This window comes from Gryllotalpicola daejeonensis, from assembly GCF_039538145.1.
GTDB classification, from domain to species: domain Bacteria; phylum Actinomycetota; class Actinomycetes; order Actinomycetales; family Microbacteriaceae; genus Gryllotalpicola; species Gryllotalpicola daejeonensis.
The window spans coordinates 2,288,413-2,305,975 of the sequence record NZ_BAABBV010000001.1; the positions used below are offsets into that span (position 1 = coordinate 2,288,413).

The following is a 17,563-nucleotide window of genomic DNA, read 5'->3' on the forward strand; positions in this document are numbered from 1 at the left end:
TCATGGAGTCACGGCAGGCGCGGGTAACAGAGAGTCGGGCGGTCCCGCCGGACGACTCGATCGTCTCAGCCGTCGGTCGGCACCACACGTTCGAGACCGCGGTCGCCGACCTCATCGACAACAGCATCGACGCTCACGCGTCCAACGTGCTCGTCAGGTTCGTCCGCACGGGGCAGACAATGACCGGGCTTCAGATCATCGACGACGGCGATGGCATGGACGCCCCGGCGATAGACAGGGCCATGACGTTCGCCGGGCGACGCGAGTATGGGGCATCCGACCTCGGCCATTTCGGGCTCGGACTGAAAGCAGCCTCGTTGAGCCAGGCGGACGTGCTGCGTGTGTACTCGAGGGCGCTGGGGGGCATCTCGGTCGGCCGTGCGATCCACGACTCAGACCGTACACATGTCGACGTTCTCGACGAGGATGACGTCGACGCGATCGTGGCTTCGATGCAAGTTGACTTCCCCTTCGACAAGGGCACTGTCGTCGAGTGGGAACAGCCCCGCACATTTCTGACGTCGGCAGATGCCGCAGAGCGAACGCGGTGGCTTGAGGAGCGCATCGACCGGCTTCGCGCGCATCTCGGGATCGTCTTCCATCGGTTGCTCGCCGCTCAGCGGGTGCGGATCCATGTCGATGAGTTCGTCGTCGACTGGAACGAGTCCGGGCCCGCCTCACCGGTGCAGCCGATCGACCCGTTCAAGTACATCGGAACCGGAGCAGCGGGGTATCCGGCCGACCTGCGCCTCGAAGTCGATGGCGTGGTGTCGAGCGCGAGAGCGCACATCTGGCCGGCGAACCAGTCCGGGATGCCCGAGTTCAGGCTGGGCGGCCGACCCGGGGCGCTCGCCCAAGGGCTCTACTTCTACCGTCGCGATCGCCTGCTGCAGATCGGCGGGTGGAACACGCTCGTCGTAGAAAAGCCGGAACTGGAATACGCGCGCGTCTCGATCGATCTCGACGACCGGCTGATCTCTCATGTGACGATCAACCCGGAGAAGTCCGGTCTTGAGCTCGACGCTGACCTCAAGCGGGCGATTCGGGATGCCAAAGGAAGCGGGGCGTCGTTCACCGATTTCATCGCCACGGCCGAAGGCGCTCGCCGCGAGTCGCGGCGCTACACCAAGCATCCGGTCACGCTTTCGCAACCGGACCGCGGCTTCAGTGCCGACATGATCGACGCGTTCACCGACTCGGTCGTGTTTTCCGCTGCGGGGCCGGTGGATGTCCGATGGCGCGTGATGCGCAGCGAATCCCCTTTTGAGATCGACATCGATGCCCGAACGATCTGGCTGAACGAACAGTTCCGGAGCGTTATAGCTCGTGGCCCCAGTGCCGATCAAGATGACATTCCTTTGGTCAAGACGCTGCTCATGATCGTGTTCTCGAAGTATTTCGACGGTTCCTATCTCGGCGCGCGTGAGCGCGAGGAGGTCGCTGCGTGGGAGCAGTTGCTCACGGCGGCGTTGCGCGACGAAGTCGCACAGCAGCGTCGATCGATTGAAAGGGGCTCGGATGAGTAACGAACTGGGCGACGTGCAGCATCTGACGCCTGAGACCGTCGACGCGTATTTCCGCGCAGACGCGGCGACGCGCTTCCCGCTGAGTCATAGGGTTCCGGCGTTGCTCGACATCGATCCCATCTACCAACGGGTCATCCTCTATGTTCCCGCGGTCGGCGAGCTTCCGGACGTGACCGCGTATGAGCGCATCGGGGTCCAGCGCACGACATTGGCCGGTTTCGGTGGTCAGTGGTTCCGTGTGGACGTCGATGCCGAGGGTATGCGCTACGAGGCCTACCTGCTTGCGGAATCCATCGTGGATCAGATGCAGTACGGCACGACCTTGCGCCACGCCCTTTCTGAGGCGTTCGAAGCCCTCAGGGAGCTGTTAGCGAAGCGGAAGCGCCTGACCGAGGAGAAGGAGGCCGGCCTCATCGGCGAACTCTTGGTCCTCAGCTATGTCATCGATGTCATCGGTGAGGACTCGGCGATGGTCGCCTGGCTCGGCCCGGATGCGGGCGAACACGATTTCGGCTTCGAGTCCTTCGAAGCGGAGGTGAAGACCACACGCTCGGAGGCGAGGGTGCATGTCATCGGTTCGGAAACCCAGCTCCTGCCCTCGCCGCAGAGGCCGCTGTACTTGATCTCCATTCAGTTGACTCTCGCGGGGAAGGGGCAGGACGGGTTCACGTTGCCGCAGCTGGTCGACGAGGTACGGGGGAAGACCGATCGAGGAGTGCGCCTGCTCGAGGCCCGTCTGAGCGCCGCGGATTGGCGAGATGACGCGCGCGACCTTTACAAGACGCGCTTCCAGTACCGAAGCCGGCCGCGCGCGTTCTTGGTCGATCCCGGATTCCCTGCGATCACGCGGCCGCGCATCGATGAGGTCGTCCCGCAACCGGTCCATGTCAGTGGTGTCTCATACCGTCTCGATGTCACTGATCTTCCGTTTGTAACGGCGCCCGAGCCGCTCAACGGTTTTTGCGAAGGAGAGGCATGAGCGAAGCAACCGCGACAGCGCTGGTCGAGGCTGTCCAGTCAGCATTCGGCGGGATGGAGAAGGTCGGGCCGAAGCCGCTGCTTTCGCGCGTGAACCTATTCCTGAGCGAGGACGATTTCGATCCAATCGACGAACCGAGGCTGATCGCGGCGGTGCTGGATGCCGATTTCAATGCGCCGGCGCGGCGAGCAGCGCACATCGCGATCGCGCAGTGGGACGTCGCGGACGGCCCGGCCTGGGCCGAAGAGTCGGCGGCGGGGAGCCATGCGCGACGCCAGAAGATGTATGACCTCTTGAAGCTCTCCGAGCCGAGCCGGGCGGAGATCGACGATGCGTTCCCACGTCAGGCTGCACTGGTCGACTCCGTGATTGTGGCAGAGGACTGGGACCCCTGGTACACGCCGGAGCGGCAGGAGCGTGACTTCTACTGGAAGGCGTATCGCGGCGTTCTGGAGAACAAGAAGTGGTCGCCGGAGGCGATCGCGGAAGTCGACGCCTCGTCCTCGAAAATCGTGAGTCGTCTCGCCGACCCTGCTGCCGAGGAGGCATATTCGTCACGCGGGCTCGTCGTTGGGTACGTGCAGAGCGGCAAGACCGCGAACTTCACCGGCATGATCGCCAAGTCGATCGATGCTGGATACCGGCTGATCATCGTTCTCACGGGCACGATCGAGCTGCTTCGCGGGCAGACTCAGCGCCGTCTCGACATGGAGCTGATCGGGGAAGAGAACATCCTCGGTGGCCACGACAAGAACGACATCGAGGCGATCCGCGATGTCGATTACGCCGGCACAGGGGACACGGACTGGCTCGCCGGAAAGTTCCTCCGGCACGGTGTGAACCTGGCCGCAAGCAAGCAGATCCCTTCGATCAAGCGTCTCACCACGGCGAGTGGCGACTACAAGGCCTTGAAACAGGGACTCGACACCCTCGACTTCCGATCGGCATCCGAGCTCACTGACGTACATAAGCCGGTGAACCACCCGGACAACCTTTACGGCACCAACGTGCGCATCGCGGTCGTGAAAAAGAACAAGGCGGTGCTCACGAAACTGCTCAGCGACCTGAAGAACATTCACACTCGACTGGACGAGATCCCAGTTCTGGTCATCGACGACGAGGCCGACCAGGCATCGGTGAACACCAAGAACAACAAGAAGAAGGCTCCGCTGACCGACGAGGACAAGGAGCGCACGGCGATCAACAAGCTGATCTCCGACATCCTCAAGCTGATGCCGCGCGCACAGTACGTCGGTTACACGGCCACGCCCTTCGCCAACGTCTTCGTCGAACCGGACGACAAGATCGACATCTTCCCGAAGGACTTCATCGTGCGCCTCAAGGCGTCGCCCGACTACATGGGCGGGACCAGTTTCCATGATCTCGAGGAGCTGCCACCCGGCGTACAGCGCACGGCCGCCAACTCGAACGAGCTCGCCCACGTGCGCAATCTCAAAGCAGACGCAGGGGAGGCGGAAGCCGAGGAGATCCGCGGAGCACTCGACGCATTCGTGCTGACCGGCGCCATCAAGCTCTGGCGGCAGGCGCACGATCCGGACTTGAGCTTCCGTCATCACACGATGTTGGTTCACGAGGACGTCAAGCAGGCCGCCCACACAGATCTCGCGAACCTGATCAAGAAGGTGTGGTTCGAAGCCGGCTACAGCTCGCCTGAGGCGAAGGCGCGGCTGCGCGCCTTGTACGAGAACGACTTCGTCCCGGTTCACCGCGCGAGAAACGGTTGGGGGGCTTCCCTCCCCGACTCGTTCGATGACCTCGGGCAGTACATCGGTGAGACAGTGACCAAAATCATGTCGGACAACTCGCCCGTCGTTGTCGTCAATGGCTCCAAAGAGAGCGATTACAACGCGATGGATTTCACGACGAAGGACTTCTGGCGCGTAATGGTCGGTGGCGCCAAGCTGAGTCGAGGCTTCACTGTCGAAGGTCTGACTGTCACGTACTTCAAGCGACGCGCGATGGCGGCAGATACTTTCATGCAGATGGGGCGCTGGTTCGGCTATCGTCCCGGCTACCGTGATCTCGTCCGGCTGTACATCGCACGCGACGTCGTCGACAACAAGAACAAGAGTTACGACCTCTACAAGGCGTTTACAGCCATGGTGGAGGACGAAGAGGCCTTCCGCGCACAGCTCGATGACTTCGCGGAGCTGGACCCCGAGACCGGCAAGCCCGCAATGCGCCCCATCGATGTGCCGCCTCTCGTCTTCCAGCAGCTGCCCTGGCTCCGGCCGACCGCCGGGAACAAGATGTACAACGTCGAGTTGGCGTTCGAGGGAAATCCCGGAAAGGTGAAGGACTTCCCTCTTCAACCGGATCGCGGCTCGGGCGCGGCAAATGCGAAACACTTCGAGCTCGTCGCTCCGTGGCTGGACCGGCGCGAAGAACCCGTCGTTCTGAACACCGACCTTGGCGCTTCATACGATGCGCGGGTGGTCGTGGTCGATGCAGCTGAAGTCGCGTCGGTGCTCGAGAAGTTCGAGTGGGCGGAGGGCTATTCGTTCGCCCCCACCGTGAACTTTATCCGACGGGCGGTGGACGAAGGAAAACTCGAAGACTTCGCGGTCATCTTCCCTGAACTGGAGATCAAGGGTGAACGCACGCATGACGTTGCCGGTCGACAAGTTCAGATCCTCCAGCGCACGCGCCGGTCAGGCAGAAACGGATTCTCAGGAAGCTCAGCCCGTCAGCGCCACGCTGCCGAGTACATCGCCGGCGCAGCGAAGGCGACTCCCGGGGCGGGGGCTGAGGCACTTCGGAAACCGAACCGAGGGTCCGTCTTATTCACTTTCGCCGACGACTACCCCACGTCGCCGACCACGTCGGAGAGTCGCCCTACTTCGCAGATCGTGGGGCCCGCGGACCCGAAGAACGTCGCTTCATTGTTCTCGATAGCGATGCCTGCGTCCACGGCGGCGCTCGGGCGAGTCGGCTTCCGCGCGAAGAAGCAGGGTGTGCCGTTGCGACAGATCATCGAGGTGGACTGAGCTAGAGCGCGCGACCATAGAAGAGTGGCTGTCGAACGCGAATCATGGGCATCGTCGGAGAGCGTCCGGCGCTCGATGCGAAGCAACAAAGGGCGTGACACGAAGCCTGAACTCGCGGTCCGCCGGCTCCTGCATGCTGCGGGTCTCCGTTACAGGGTCAACTACACGGTGCTGCCTCGGCGAACCGCTGACATCGCATTTACCCGAGCGAAAGTGGCCGTCTTCATAGACGGCTGTTACTGGCACGGTTGCGCTGAGCATTATCAACGCCCGGCGTCGAACATGGAATTCTGGGACGCCAAAGTAGCGGCAAACCGAGCGCGTGACCTCGAAACTACGGCCCGCTTAGGTGCGGCGGGGTGGACCGTGCTGCGATTTTGGGAGCACGAAGACGCTGCTGAAGTCGCCATCGCGATTGCATTGGCCGTGCGCTCAACTTGATCAAGGGGTACATTCCGCGAAGTCGGGGCGCTTCCGGCGTGTGGCATCCGATGGCCATCACGCCTAGCGTGGGTGCATGTCGTATCCGCGCCGGGCGCTCAAGCCGAAGTCGCTTGGGGTCGCGTATGTGTTCTGGATCTTCGGGCTGTTCGGGATCGCCGGGCTGCAGCACTTCTATCTGGGGAAGTTCGGGCGAGGCATCCTGTGGCTGTTGACCGTTGGGGTCTTCGGGATCGGGACGATCGTCGATTTGTTCACGTTGCCGTCGCAGACGAAGACGGTGAATGCGCGCCGCGCGGTCGGGATCCGCTAGGGCAGGAGAGGGTTTCGAGACGCGCGCTCCGCAAGCTCCGCGTGCTCCTCAACCATCGAGCAGCTACGCGAGGTGCCCGAGGAGCTCGATCGCGGACCAGCTCGCCGCGAGCAGGGCCGCGGCACCGCCGAGCGCCCAGAGGGCTCGGACTCGGGCCATCGCGGTGACCTTCGCGCGCAGCTCGGCGAAGGCCGCGAGGTTGGCGTCGTCCGACGACCAGTCGGCGTCGCCGGCGCGCCAGGTCGAGGGGAGCGCGGCGGCGCGGGTGACGGCGGCTGAGACATCCGGCCCCCAGATCGCCGGCTGCTTCGTGAGCCAGCGCACCAAGCCGGTCGCGCTCGTGAGGTGGACGCCATCCAGCTCGCGCTTGCCCGCCAGCGCTTTCGGGTCGACGAACGCGAGGATCGGGCGCGCGGTCACGGGGAATCCGACCGCGTCGGTCAGCCGCTTCGACGCGCGCTCGGCCTCGAAGACCGAGTTCCTGACGTACGGCTTCGCCTGCCCGCTCACGAAGATCTGGCTGCGCCCCGTCGAGACGCGCTGACCGGCGTGGTGCTTGGTGTTGATGGTGAAGACTCCGGCAGGGCCGATCACGACGTGGTCGATATCGCTGTCGCGCGTGCCGACGCGCACCGCGTGCAGCACAACCCAGCCCTCGCTCGCGTCGAGGCGCGCCAGCTCGCGCCCGACGGCCAGCTCGCCGATCGCGCCCGTGTACCAGGGCACCGCGTCGTCGGCGAGCGGACTGATGCCGAGGATGTCGGCGAGCCGCCTGCGCGGCAACAGCTTGGCTTGCTCGGCCAGGCACGCGGCGATGACGGATGCCGCGGCCGGCCGCCCCGCACGCAGTTCAGTACGCGCGGACTCGGTGAGGTCGGTCACTCGTCCTGTCTATTCCTGGCAAGCGCGGCGGCCGCAGACCCACTTCGGGGAGCACACGGCGGCGCGGGCGCTCAGAGGTTGAAGAGCTGCACCGCGGTGATGGCCACGGCCGCGATCAGAGCGGTGCTCCAGAAGCCGCGGGCGAGCCAGGCGCGCTGCACCTCGACGCACAGGGCGTCGAAGGCCGCACTGTCGTAGCTCGGGGTGCGGCGCGGGGCGGCACCCCGCCAGGTGGCGGGCTCGGCGGCGGCATCCGCAATCGCCGTCACCATCGCGCCGTCGAGAACCTGCTCGCGACCGGCCAGCCACTTGAGCAACGAGCGGTCGCTCGCGACGCCGACGTCGTCGGGCTCGTCGCGCACCGACAGCGACTGCGGTGCGATGAAGACGATGAGACCACGCACCGGCACGTTGCAGCCGGCCGCGTGGGTGAGGCTGACGGCCGCTTCGGTCGCCAGGTCGCGCGCGAGCGCGAGGTGGGGCCGAGCGAGGCCGTTGATCTCAAGCAGCTCGCCGTGCACGGCGACCGCGTCGGACTGCTGGTGCGCGACGGTGATGGCGAAGACGCCCGCCGGGCCGATCGCCAGGTGGTCGATGACCGCGCCGCGCTCGCCGCAGGGAACGTCGTGCAGGATGACCCAGCCGGCGCCGAGCTTGTCGAGCTCATCAGCCACATGCAGTTCGCCGAGGGCCTCGATGTAGGGGCGACGGGATGCCTCAGAAAGAGGGCTCGTTCCGAAGGTGCGACCGACGAGGGTGCGGGGCCGGGATTCTGCCTGCGCGTTGAGGCACGACGCGATCGCGGATGCCGCAGCCGGATGCGCCCGCAGCGAGGTCGCCGCGGCCGTCGCGCTGTTCGCCCCTCGCAGATCGGTCACGCTACAGTCCTACGTCTGCCCCGGCGGGAGTATCAGTCCCAACACCGGGGCCCCTCTCATGGGGGTCACGCGTGGTTCGGTGTGCCATGCGGTTGCCCGCCTTCTTTCGCGGCAATTGTCCGGCGCGCCACCGACATCGGCGGGCGCATCGTGGGCGTTTCGCTGACTCGGTTCGGTTGGGGGCGAGCTGCGCGTCAGTCGGTCGCTTTCGGGCCGCCGACGAGGAACTTCGGCTGGGTGCCCTCTGGGCCGCCGAACCAGTAGATGGTGCCGTCGCCCTTGCTCCAGAACTGGCGGCCGTTGCGCAGCTTCGCCGAGAACTGCGCCTGCGCCGCGCTCGAGGCCTTCCACGAAAGTCCGGCACCAGACGCCAGAGTCACAGTCAGCTCGCTGGTGTCGGGCTTGAGCGTGATCTGGCCCATCTTCCGGTCGATGAGAACGGAGAGGATCGCGCCGGCGACGGTGTCATCGCGCAGCCGGGTGGGGTCGAACTCGAAGACCTCGCCAGAGGAATCGGTGACCTGGAACGGACCGGCCAGATAGATCGAGCCGCCACGGGTTTCGAGCTGCACACTCGCGCCGAAGATGGTCACGCCGTAGATGTGGTCGCTGATCTCGAGGTCGATGACGCGCGGCTCATCGCCGTCGTACCACGCGGGCTCATCGGCCGCCGGGCTGGGCGCGGGCGCCGGCGCCGGAGTCTCGGGAGTGGTCGTCGCGCCGGCCGCAGTCGAGGGCTGCTTCGACGTTGCCCCTGCCGCCTGCTTCGGCGCCGGCGTGAACCAGGCGGTCTCGCCGTGCGGCAGGCCGATGTAGAGGACGTCTTCGAAGTCGCGCACCTCCCATTCCTCCCAACCGGAGTCCGCCGGCTCGAAGTGAATGCGTGCGCCGTTGTCGAACTCCACCTGCAGATAGGAGCGCTCGACGCCGGCCACCGAGCGCGTCACTTTCGCCCCCAGCAGTTCCGACAGCAGCCGGGCGGCGTCGGGATTGCTCGCGACGCTGCGCGGGTCGAAGGGAGCCACCGAACCGTCGGCCCAGGTGACCCCGAACGGCGCACGCAGAATCAGGCTGGAGTCCCCAAGCTCCACTTCGACGGACCACTCTGAGAAGAGGACGCCAGACACAGGGCTGCTGGCGCGGTCGAGTCGCAGATCGCGTTCGGTGTCGTTCGTCACTGGTTCCATCCTTCGGGGATCGGGAAACTGCCGTCGGGGTTGCGCACGATGTGTGTGTCGTCTGCGATGCGGCTCGGCTTGCCCGACAGGTCGAGCGGGCGTTCCCCGGGTCGCTTGAACACGACATAGCCGTTCGGGTAGCGGCGGTCGTATTCCTTCTCCGCCGTCTTCGCGGGGTCCATCACCCGCACCTCCCTTCCGTCAGGCGCCTTGTAAACCTGGCCGTGCCCGTTGTCGGCGAGCCTCTGCGTCCAGTCGGACTCAGTGCCGGGCATCTCGCCGGGCGGCTCATCGCCCTTCACCTTGTCACCGGTGAACGGTTCATCGCCGGGTTTATCCACACCCAGTTCGTGGTCCTGGCACCCCGGGCCGTGAAAGAGCGGCGAGCACTCCTGATACGGGGTGATCACGAAGTCCTTGCCCTCGATCGCGTCCGGCCCGGGGCGGCGCTTCCGGCGGGGCACGGCCGCGTCGGTCGAGCCGCCCATCGAGAGGATCAGCCCGACGACGCCCAGCAGGGCGAAGGCTCCGGCAGCCGCCGCGGCACCCGCGTCGATCGCTCCGGCGCCGAAGGCGGGGAAGCCGGCGCTGGGCGAGATCGGAATTGCCATGCTGACCGGCGCGACGTGCATCGGCGACGCCGAAGGAGTGGTGGGACACGGCAGGTCGACCGACCCGGCTTCTCCGCCGCGAATCGCCGCGATCGCCGCCGCACACGCCGCCTCGGCGGCAGCCAGCGCCTCGGCGCGGGCCGCATTGGCCGCGTCCGCGCCGTCGAGCCAACTGAGGTCGAGAGGGTCCGGTTCGGGCGGGCGCGAGAGCGCACGCAGCGGCTCGACCTCTGTCTGCAGCACGTTGTGCAAGACATCCGCCGCGTTCATCAGAGCGGTGGAGAGCTGGTGCGCCGGCCCGACATAGCGCCCGACAGCAAGCTGCGTGCCCGGCGAATCGAGCGCGGCGGGCAGCTGCTTCCACGCCGTCTCGGCGTCAGCCGCCGCAGCCTCGAGACGCCCCACTGCCAGCCGGTAGTCGGCGGCAGCGTCGGCGAGCGGCCCGAAGTCGACGACCGTCAGAGTGGCGCTCACGTCAGCATCCCGGTGACGATCTGGTCGTCGTGTTCGAGCTCGTCCGCAGCCTCAGACAGGGCCTCGGCCACCTGGCCGATGTGACCGCAGATCGCGGTGCCGCTGCCCGTGCGCGCCTGCCAGTACTGCGCCAGCGCCGCGTGCACGTCCGGGTAGGGGGCCGCCTTCGCCAAGAGTCCCTCGAACGCCAGCATCGCGGCCTGCTCGGCGTCGCCCGCCGCAGCCGAAGCCGAGCGCAGTCGAGCCACCAGCTGGGCGACCGTGGGCGCATCCATTCGCGTCGTCATGGCTGAGGACGTTAGAGAGGCGCGGCGACTGGCCGAGGGCCCCAAGTGCCGAAATGGGGACAGATCGGATGCTTCGCCGGTTGTGCTGGGGAAGATCGTGCGGCATTGTGTCGGGGCGCGGGTTGGGGCGTCGTTTCGAGACGCGCGCGGATCCTGAGGAGCGCCGCGAAGCGCCGCGTCTCGAAGGGCCGCAAGCTCCGCGTGCTCCTCAACGAGCGGGAGGGGACGTGCTCCTCAACGATCGGAGATCGACGTGACCTGGGATGATGTCGGCCGCGTCGCACGTGCGCGCGGGCACGCCTCGTCGATCATCGTGATGCGCGGGGACGACATCGTCTTCGAGCAGCTCATCGGCGCCGGCCCGAGCGATCTCTTCTATACCTTCAGCGTCAGCAAGCCGTTCACCGCGCTCGCGGTGCACCTACTCGCGTATCGCAGTGAGCTCGAGCTTGACGCCCCCGTGGCCGAGTACTGGCCCGAATATGCCATGAACGGAAAGTCCCGGGTGACAGTCCGGCACGTGCTCACCCACCGCAGCGGGGCGCCGTATTCGAGCGGGTGGGCGGTGGGCGACGCCGTGCGCATGGCCGACTGGAAAGCATCCGTTCAGGCAGCGGAAGAAGCGCACCTGCGCTACCCGCCCGGCGACGTCGTCGCGTACGAACTGCTCAGCTTCGGGTTCACGCTGGGCGAGCTCGTGCGCCGCGTCGATGGGCGCGAGATCGACCGCTTCATCGACGACGAATTCGCGCGCCCGCTCGGTCTCGCAGACACCCATCTCGCGCTCACGAGGGATGCCTGGAGCCGGCACATTCCGCTGCGGGCCGGGCACCCCGTGGAACATATACGCGAAGCGGCATTCAACCGTCGCACGGTGCGCGAGGCGGTGATACCGGCGGCGGGCATCCAGACCACGGCCCGCGATTTGGCCCGGTTCTATCGGGCTCTGCTGTGCGGCGGGGACGGCGTCATTCCGGCCGAGGTCATCGCCGCAGCGCGCGAGGCGTCGGCGGATGGCGAGCTCGATCGCGTGATCGGGCACACCATGCGGTGGGGCACCGGCTTCCAGCTCGGCTTTCCCCGGCAAGTGCGCCCCATGGGAACGCGCGCGAACGAGAGCATGTTCGGCCACAACGGCAGCGCGGTCTGCAACGCATGGGCCGACCCCGAGAACGACACGCTCATGGTGTGGCTGAACAGCGTGATCCTTCCGCGCCGTTCTGGCCTCGATCACATTTCCCGGCTCTCCGATGTCGTGATCGACGCGCTGGCTTCGACCCCTTGACGTAAGCAGCCAGCCACCGAATGTCGGTGGGCCCTCTCACGCTAGAGGGACGGGAAAGCACTCAAAGGGGAATCGAAATGTCTCGCTACGACCACACCATCGAGCTGCCCGTCGACGCCGCCGAAGCGGTGAAGCAGCTCCAGCGCGAACTGCGCGCAGCCAAGAGCCGACTGTCGCAGTCGCGGCACGAGACGGTGTTCGCGGCCTTCCGGTCGCCGCTCGTCCGCACCAATGTCAGTGGTCGTTCGTAGCCTCGAAGAGTAGGCAGAGCGCCGCATCGGTCACGTTTTTTGAGGAGGGGGCCGTGTCGCACAACACCATGTCCCGCGCCGAAGAGGTCGAGTACGCCGACTGGATTCTCGAGCTTCGGCAGCAGGCCAAATACACGAAGCAGAAGCACGCCAACGAGCACTGGCATCGGCTTGCGGAGCGCGTCGCACAGGCGTTCGGCGCAGGCGACCCGGATGCTGGGCGCAGGGGTCTCGGCCCGAGGTCAGGCGTTCACGCAGCGCCTATCGCACAACCTCGAGGGTGACCTCGACCGGCGAGCCCGCAACGAGCGAGTTGCGGGCTCGCACTTCTTTCTTGATCGGGAGGACGAAGGTGCCGCGCTTGTCGTCCGGGAAGACCGAGGTGCGCCACGTCACGTGGCCCACCGTCGCCTCGACCTTGACAGAGCCGAATCCGCCGGGGATCAGGGGAAGCGCGGTGATCTCGTCGCTCACGCCGGTCGGCAGGTCGACGAAGAACCAGTTGCTGCGGACCGACCACTCGTAGAGCTCGCTGGTGAACTCGTAGGGCATGGGGTCAGCGTAAAGCAGAGGGTCTCCATTCGGCTTCGCCGAGTCGACCAACGTGACGATGGCGAACGCGGGCCGGATCAGCGGGTGATCGTGAAACCTCCCGACGCTGGGGCCGTCAGGGTGAGGTTCGGCAGGGTGAGGTGAGCGACCGCCGGCTGGACGAGCAGGGCGTCGAGCTGCAGTGAGCCTGAGGTGACTCGCGCCGTGACGGCCACCGTGCCGGCGGGCAGCGGCGGCAGGGTCAGCGGCAGCAGCGCGCTCGAGGTCGCGGCGATGCCCTGGGCGCCGAGGCCGCCGTTCGGCGTCGAGCCCAGCGGAACGACGCGACCCGGGGCGAGCGTTGCGGTCCATGCCGTGGTGCCCGTGGGCTCCGCCGCGAGGTTCACCACCGGGTGCACCACGTCGCCGCGGTCGGCCGACACCGGAATCGTCACGCTCGCGCCGGCTGCAGCCTGCACGTACGACCCGGACCAGTTGGCGGAACCCGTCCACGCGGAAGCGGGGGACGCGAGCGTCGCACCACCGGCGAGCGTGCCCGATTCGGCTTCGACGACCGCGAGCCCAGTCCGCGACACCACCGAGGTGCCCGCAGTCGCCAGAGCCCGCACGTCGGGGTGCGCGTCGAGCGAGAGCATCGTGAGCTCGGTGTGAATGGTCGACTCGGCGCCGCAGTTGCGGTTCACGTCGCCGTTGCCGGCGACCCCGTCGACGCAGACCCCGGTGGCCGGGTCGTACAGCGGCGAGTTGGTGCGGTTGGCGCCGAAGAACCACGCCGCGGCCACTCCGGCCAGCCGGCGCAGCGACGGGTCGTGCGAATGAGACGCCACGGTGAGCGCGGATTCGACGAGCGAGTCCGCTCCATAGGCGATCTGCGACTGGTCGAACGGTGTGGGAGTCCAGCCGTTGTCAGGCCCGCCGGTGGTGAGCACCTGCGGAATGAAGTTCCGCACCGCGCGCTCGGCGACGGCCTGATAGTCGGGGCGGCCGAGCACCGCGGCCGCCGCCGACAGAGCCGCGGGCGCCTCGCCGCCCCAGCCGTTCCACATCGACCGCGAGGTGGTCGTCGCGAGGAATCCGCCGAAGGGCCACGTCCCGGGCGAACCCACGGCCATGGCCGCGAGCCCTGCCGCTTCCTTTCCGAGGGCCGTTCGGGTTGCGGCATCCCTCGGGTTCGCCTTCAACCACGCACTCAAGCCGAGCGTCGCCTCGGTGGTCGCGGCGGTGCTCTGCGTGACGATCCACGCGGGAACGCGCGCACCGTTCGCGACGTCGTACTGCCCGTAGCGGGTCAGCGATCCGCGGTTCAGTGCAGCTAGCGCGAGCGCGTACCGCTGCCCGAGGAACCGCGCGAACGACGGGTCGGCGGACCCGAACGCCGGCGCCGCCTCGCCCAGCGCCCAGAGTGTCCGCGCGAGCCAGAACGACTCGCCGGCGTCGCTCGGGTTGGGGGAGTCCGCGGGCGTCGGCGTGGGGTTGAGCGTGCCGTCGGACTGCTGCCACAGCACCACGTCGCCCGCGTTCGGCCCGCTCGAGGTCTGGAGATAGGTCAGCTCGCGCAGCAGCTCGTAGGCGTGCCGACGGCTCGAGGCCGTGTGGTTCTGCTGCCAGTCGCGCACATAGACGACCGCGGCGCGGGCGATGTCGTCGGCGTCGAACGCCCCCTGGCCGTAGTAGCCGGTCTCCGGGTCGAAGGCGCCGCCGCCGACGCGCTGGAACGAGCCGTCGGCCTGGTGGTTCGCGTAGACCCACGGTGCCTCTGCCGTCGGCTCGGCCGCCAGGCGGTACGTCGTGTGGCCGGCAACCCCGGCGCGCAGCGGCACGCTGTCGAGCAGCGAGTCGAGGTGGGCGAGATTGGTGACGGATGTCTGACCCGGCGCATGCGTCGATGGAGTGGTGGCGAGGGCCGGCGCCACCGGGGTGGCGAAGAGGGCTGCGGCGGCGACCGCCGTGAGGAAGGGCTTGAGCATCATTGCTCCGATCTGTGCAGCTCGGCGACGCCGATCTTGGCGTCGGCCATGCCGTAGAAGACGAACTGGCGGCCATCGATCTCTTCGATGGCGGTGGGGAAGACGACGTTGGCGACGATGCCCTCGCGCTCGTCCTCACTCTCGGCCGAGAGCAGGGGCTCGGCCGTGCGAGCGACGACGCGCCACGGCTCGTCGGCATCCAGGATCATCGCGCCGGCGGCGTAGTTCACGTTCTTCTGTTGGTCGACGCCGGGCACGATGTCGCCGACGACGCCGTGGTGGATGAGCAACCACCCCTCGGGCACCCGCAATGGCGCGGGCCCTGACCCGATCTTGGTCTCTTCGAACGGGAACTGCGGCGTCGCGACCACGCGGTGCTTGCGCCACCAGGTGAGGGCGCCAAGATCCTCTTCGACCGCGGAGACCGGCATGAACGAGATCCAGATGCTGGCGCGCTCATCGGGGAGCCCTGCCGGCGGGCGGGCGACCTCGCCGGGGCGGATGCCCTCGAGGTCCCACGACGGCCGGTGTAGCACGGCGAACGACGGCACGCCGTCGGGGTCGGCGACCACCTCGGGGAAGAACACGGTGTCCTTGTTGGGGTAGAGCCCGAGGTCGAACCCCTGCTCGTCGTCGTACTCGAAGGTGACCGGCCCGAGCCGCTTCCACGAGCGCTCGTCCGGCGAGACCGCGATGCCGGTGCGCGGCCCGAGCGGCCCGTAGGCGACATAGGTCATGACGTTCAGACCGAGCGCGGGCAGGAAGGTCACGCGCGGGTCCTCGACGCCGGCATTCTGCGCGCCGTGCTCCCACGAGCGATCGGGCTCGAGCACCACTCCCTCGCGCGAGACGCCGACAGGGACGGCATCCTTGAGCTCGATCTTGGCGAGCCCGACGCGCGAGACATTGCCGGCAGCCACCAGCCGCGGAAGCAGATAGAGCGAGCCGTCAGCGCCGCGCACGGTGGCGGGGTTGAGCACGCCCTCGACCTCGAGCTCATTGCCGGGCTCTGGCGCCATGAGCAGGCCGAGGCGGGTGAGCGAGTAGGGGAAGGAAGTCATGAGTTCTCCTTGTGGGTTGCGGATGCCTCAGGCATCCGTGCCGGCAAATTCAGCCCTTCACGCCCGAGCCGATATCGGTCGAGATGAAGTAGCGCTGGAACACGATGAAGAGCACGACGACGGGCGCTGCCAGCACCACGGCACCCGCGAGCACGGCGCCGAACGGGTTCGCCGCCGTCGCCGCGACGTTGCTGATGTAGTTGGCGAGCGAGACCGCGAGCGGCTGCATGCTCGCCTCTTTCGTGATGAGGAACGGCCAGAGGAACTCGTTCCACGGGCCGATGAACACGAGCAGCAGCACGGTCACGAGCGCCGGCCGCACGAGCGGCAGCGCCACGCGCCACAGCAGGCGGAACTCGCCGGCGCCGTCGATGCGGGCGGCTTCGAAGAGCTCCTTCGGAACCTGCAGGAAGTACTGCCGGAAGATGATCACCGCCGTCGAGTTGATCGCGAATGGCAGGATCATGCCGAGGTAGCTGTCGGCCAGGCCGTAGTCGCGCGCGATCAGCACGTAGAGCGGAATGATCAGCAGCTGGAACGGGATCACCTGCACCAGCAGCGCAAGCGCGAAGGTCGTGCCCCGGCCGCGCCACTGCAGCACCGCGAGCGAATAGCCCGCGAGCATGCCGAACACCACCGTGCACAGCAGCACGCCGCCCGTGAAGATGCCCGAGTTCATCAGCCCCGTGAGCAGGTTGATGCGGCTGTTGATGTCGGCGAAGTTGCTCAACGTCAGGTTGCCCGGCTCGGGGAACGCGCCCGCCACGGTCGTGTCCGGCGCCTTCTGCAGCGAGCCGATGACCATGTAATAGAACGGGAACAGGAAGACGATCGCGCCGATGGTCAGTACGACCCCGCGAAGGATCGCCTGCCCTCGGCTGAGTGATGTGGCGCGCATCAGTCGTTCCCCCCTGCGAAGCGGTTCTGCAGGAACGCGATGATCAGCACGAAGACGACCAGCACGATGCCGATCGCCGCCGCGTAGCCCGGGTGCCCCTGCTCGATGCCCTGCTGGTACATCACGAGCACGGGGCTCGACGACGCGCCGTTCGGTCCGCCGCCGCCCGTCAGCAGGTACGGCTCGGTGAAGAGGTTCGCCCCGATGACGGTCGACAGCAGCAGCACCAGCACGGTCGCGGGCCGCACGCCGGGCACGGTCACCGAGAAGAACGAGCGCACCTTGCCCGCGCCGTCGGTGGCCGCCGACTCGTAGAGCTCCCCAGGCACGTTCTGCAGCGCGGCGAGGTAGAGCAGGATGTAGAACCCGAGCTGCTTCCACGTCACGAACAGCGCGATCGTCGGCATCGAGAGGTGCGAGTTGACGAGCCACGACGGGTCGGGCGCGAGCGGCCCGAGAATCCGGTTCACCAGCCCGTGGCCGCTGAACAGGAACAGCCACACTCCGACGACGGCGACGCTCGCCGTGACATACGGCACGTAGTAGCTCACCCTCAGGAACGTGCGCGCGTGCACCACCGAGTTGAGCGCGGTCGCGAGCAGCAGCGACAGCACGACGGTGAGCGGCACGTTGATCACGAGGAACACCAGCACGTTGCCGAAGGATTGGATGACCTTCGGGTCGGTGAACACCTGCGCGTAGTTCGCGAGCCCGACGAAGGGCCGGTCCACCTGCGCGCCGGGCGCCGCGAAGAAGTAGTCGAAGAACGACATGTAGATCGCGAAACCCAGCGGGTAGGCGAAGATCACGAGCACGAACACGAGATAGGGCGCGCTGAAAAGCCAGCCCAGCGGATTCTTCCCCAGGATTCGAAGATGAACCGGATGCCTGCGCAGCGGCGCCTCGCCCGGGGGTCGGCCCGTGCGCTGCGCGCCTGGGCCGACCGTGCCGACGGTGTGACTCACAGACATC

Annotated in this window: 18 protein-coding genes; 8 read left to right on the forward strand and 10 right to left on the reverse strand. The window is 67.0% G+C overall.

Annotated features, from left to right (window positions below):
• Positions 1–2: 2 nt before the first annotated feature.
• The 5 genes from ABD736_RS11165 (at position 3) to ABD736_RS11185 (ending at position 6,267) form a co-directional block, all read left to right on the forward strand.
• The gene (locus ABD736_RS11165; protein WP_344791841.1) at positions 3–1,526 is read left to right on the forward strand and encodes an ATP-binding protein; all 1,524 of its coding nucleotides are present in this window, start codon (positions 3–5) and stop codon (positions 1,524–1,526) included.
• Entirely contained in the window at positions 1,519–2,505 is a 987-nt protein-coding gene (locus ABD736_RS11170) for a PD-(D/E)XK motif protein (RefSeq protein ID WP_344791842.1), read from the forward strand. The genes ABD736_RS11165 and ABD736_RS11170 overlap by 8 nt, the downstream gene beginning before the upstream one ends.
• Positions 2,502–5,513, forward strand: coding sequence for a Z1 domain-containing protein (locus ABD736_RS11175; RefSeq protein WP_344791843.1), 3,012 nt, complete (start codon positions 2,502–2,504; stop codon positions 5,511–5,513). Before ABD736_RS11170 ends, ABD736_RS11175 begins: the two co-directional genes overlap by 4 nt.
• A gap of 24 nt (positions 5,514–5,537) precedes the next feature.
• Positions 5,538–5,954: a very short patch repair endonuclease gene (locus tag ABD736_RS11180; protein WP_344791844.1), complete on the forward strand. Its 417-nt coding sequence runs from the start codon at positions 5,538–5,540 to the stop codon at positions 5,952–5,954.
• A 76-nt stretch (positions 5,955–6,030) separates the two neighbouring features.
• Positions 6,031–6,267, forward strand: a complete 237-nt coding sequence (locus ABD736_RS11185; RefSeq protein ID WP_344791845.1) for a TM2 domain-containing protein — start codon at positions 6,031–6,033, stop codon at positions 6,265–6,267.
• Between the two features lie 63 nt (positions 6,268–6,330).
• Here the strand turns inward: ABD736_RS11185 and ABD736_RS11190 are convergent, their stop codons facing one another.
• From ABD736_RS11190 to ABD736_RS11210, 5 genes are all read right to left on the reverse strand, one after another.
• Entirely contained in the window at positions 6,331–7,149 is an 819-nt protein-coding gene (locus ABD736_RS11190; RefSeq protein ID WP_344791846.1) for a nuclease-related domain-containing protein, read from the reverse strand.
• A 71-nt stretch (positions 7,150–7,220) separates the two neighbouring features.
• On the reverse strand, positions 7,221–8,027 hold the full coding sequence (locus ABD736_RS11195; RefSeq protein ID WP_344791847.1) for a nuclease-related domain-containing protein: 807 nt from the start codon (positions 8,025–8,027) through the stop codon (positions 7,221–7,223).
• Positions 8,028–8,221: 194 nt separating this feature from the next.
• Entirely contained in the window at positions 8,222–9,205 is a 984-nt protein-coding gene (locus ABD736_RS11200) for a DUF6188 family protein (protein WP_344791848.1), read from the reverse strand.
• Positions 9,202–10,290, reverse strand: a complete 1,089-nt coding sequence (locus tag ABD736_RS11205; protein ID WP_344791849.1) for a hypothetical protein — start codon at positions 10,288–10,290, stop codon at positions 9,202–9,204. The genes ABD736_RS11200 and ABD736_RS11205 overlap by 4 nt, the downstream gene beginning before the upstream one ends.
• Entirely contained in the window at positions 10,287–10,577 is a 291-nt protein-coding gene (locus ABD736_RS11210; RefSeq protein WP_344791850.1) for a hypothetical protein, read from the reverse strand. The genes ABD736_RS11205 and ABD736_RS11210 overlap by 4 nt, the downstream gene beginning before the upstream one ends.
• A 253-nt stretch (positions 10,578–10,830) precedes the next feature.
• On the opposite strand from ABD736_RS11210, the gene ABD736_RS11215 reads away from it, so the two are divergent.
• The 3 genes from ABD736_RS11215 (at position 10,831) to ABD736_RS11225 (ending at position 12,397) form a co-directional block, all read left to right on the forward strand.
• A complete protein-coding gene (locus tag ABD736_RS11215) occupies positions 10,831–11,862 on the forward strand; it encodes a serine hydrolase domain-containing protein (RefSeq protein WP_344791851.1) in 1,032 nt (343 codons plus the stop codon).
• Positions 11,863–11,939: 77 nt separating this feature from the next.
• Positions 11,940–12,113, forward strand: coding sequence for a hypothetical protein (locus ABD736_RS11220; protein ID WP_344791852.1), 174 nt, complete (start codon positions 11,940–11,942; stop codon positions 12,111–12,113).
• Positions 12,114–12,166: 53 nt separating this feature from the next.
• On the forward strand, positions 12,167–12,397 hold the full coding sequence (locus ABD736_RS11225) for a hypothetical protein (RefSeq protein ID WP_344791853.1): 231 nt from the start codon (positions 12,167–12,169) through the stop codon (positions 12,395–12,397).
• Here the strand turns inward: ABD736_RS11225 and ABD736_RS11230 are convergent.
• The 5 genes from ABD736_RS11230 to ABD736_RS11250 all read right to left on the reverse strand — a co-directional run bounded on the left by ABD736_RS11230 (position 12,375) and on the right by ABD736_RS11250 (position 17,562).
• The gene (locus ABD736_RS11230; RefSeq protein WP_344791854.1) at positions 12,375–12,665 is read right to left on the reverse strand and encodes a DUF1905 domain-containing protein; all 291 of its coding nucleotides are present in this window, start codon (positions 12,663–12,665) and stop codon (positions 12,375–12,377) included. The genes ABD736_RS11225 and ABD736_RS11230 overlap by 23 nt on opposite strands.
• 77 nt (positions 12,666–12,742) lie before the next feature.
• A complete protein-coding gene (locus ABD736_RS11235; RefSeq protein WP_344791855.1) occupies positions 12,743–14,632 on the reverse strand; it encodes a hypothetical protein in 1,890 nt (629 codons plus the stop codon).
• On the reverse strand, positions 14,632–15,693 hold the full coding sequence (locus tag ABD736_RS11240; protein WP_344791856.1) for a glycoside hydrolase family 130 protein: 1,062 nt from the start codon (positions 15,691–15,693) through the stop codon (positions 14,632–14,634). The genes ABD736_RS11235 and ABD736_RS11240 overlap by 1 nt, the downstream gene beginning before the upstream one ends.
• A gap of 49 nt (positions 15,694–15,742) precedes the next feature.
• A complete protein-coding gene (locus ABD736_RS11245) occupies positions 15,743–16,591 on the reverse strand; it encodes a carbohydrate ABC transporter permease (protein ID WP_344791857.1) in 849 nt (282 codons plus the stop codon).
• The gene (locus ABD736_RS11250) at positions 16,591–17,562 is read right to left on the reverse strand and encodes a carbohydrate ABC transporter permease (protein ID WP_344791858.1); all 972 of its coding nucleotides are present in this window, start codon (positions 17,560–17,562) and stop codon (positions 16,591–16,593) included. Before ABD736_RS11250 ends, ABD736_RS11245 begins: the two co-directional genes overlap by 1 nt.
• Position 17,563 lies beyond the last annotated feature (1 nt).

Coding starts and splice junctions, on each gene's coding strand:
- ABD736_RS11170 (WP_344791842.1), top strand. CDS start 1,519: ATGAGTAACGAACTGGGCGACGTGCAGCATCTGACGCCTGAGACCGTC.
- ABD736_RS11250 (WP_344791858.1), bottom strand. CDS start 17,562: ATGTCTGTGAGTCACACCGTCGGCACGGTCGGCCCAGGCGCGCAGCGC.
- ABD736_RS11230 (WP_344791854.1), bottom strand. CDS start 12,665: ATGCCCTACGAGTTCACCAGCGAGCTCTACGAGTGGTCGGTCCGCAGC.
- ABD736_RS11185 (WP_344791845.1), top strand. CDS start 6,031: ATGTCGTATCCGCGCCGGGCGCTCAAGCCGAAGTCGCTTGGGGTCGCG.
- ABD736_RS11240 (WP_344791856.1), bottom strand. CDS start 15,693: ATGACTTCCTTCCCCTACTCGCTCACCCGCCTCGGCCTGCTCATGGCG.
- ABD736_RS11165 (WP_344791841.1), top strand. CDS start 3: ATGGAGTCACGGCAGGCGCGGGTAACAGAGAGTCGGGCGGTCCCGCCG.
- ABD736_RS11210 (WP_344791850.1), bottom strand. CDS start 10,577: ATGACGACGCGAATGGATGCGCCCACGGTCGCCCAGCTGGTGGCTCGA.
- ABD736_RS11245 (WP_344791857.1), bottom strand. CDS start 16,591: ATGCGCGCCACATCACTCAGCCGAGGGCAGGCGATCCTTCGCGGGGTC.
- ABD736_RS11175 (WP_344791843.1), top strand. CDS start 2,502: ATGAGCGAAGCAACCGCGACAGCGCTGGTCGAGGCTGTCCAGTCAGCA.
- ABD736_RS11220 (WP_344791852.1), top strand. CDS start 11,940: ATGTCTCGCTACGACCACACCATCGAGCTGCCCGTCGACGCCGCCGAA.
- ABD736_RS11235 (WP_344791855.1), bottom strand. CDS start 14,632: ATGCTCAAGCCCTTCCTCACGGCGGTCGCCGCCGCAGCCCTCTTCGCC.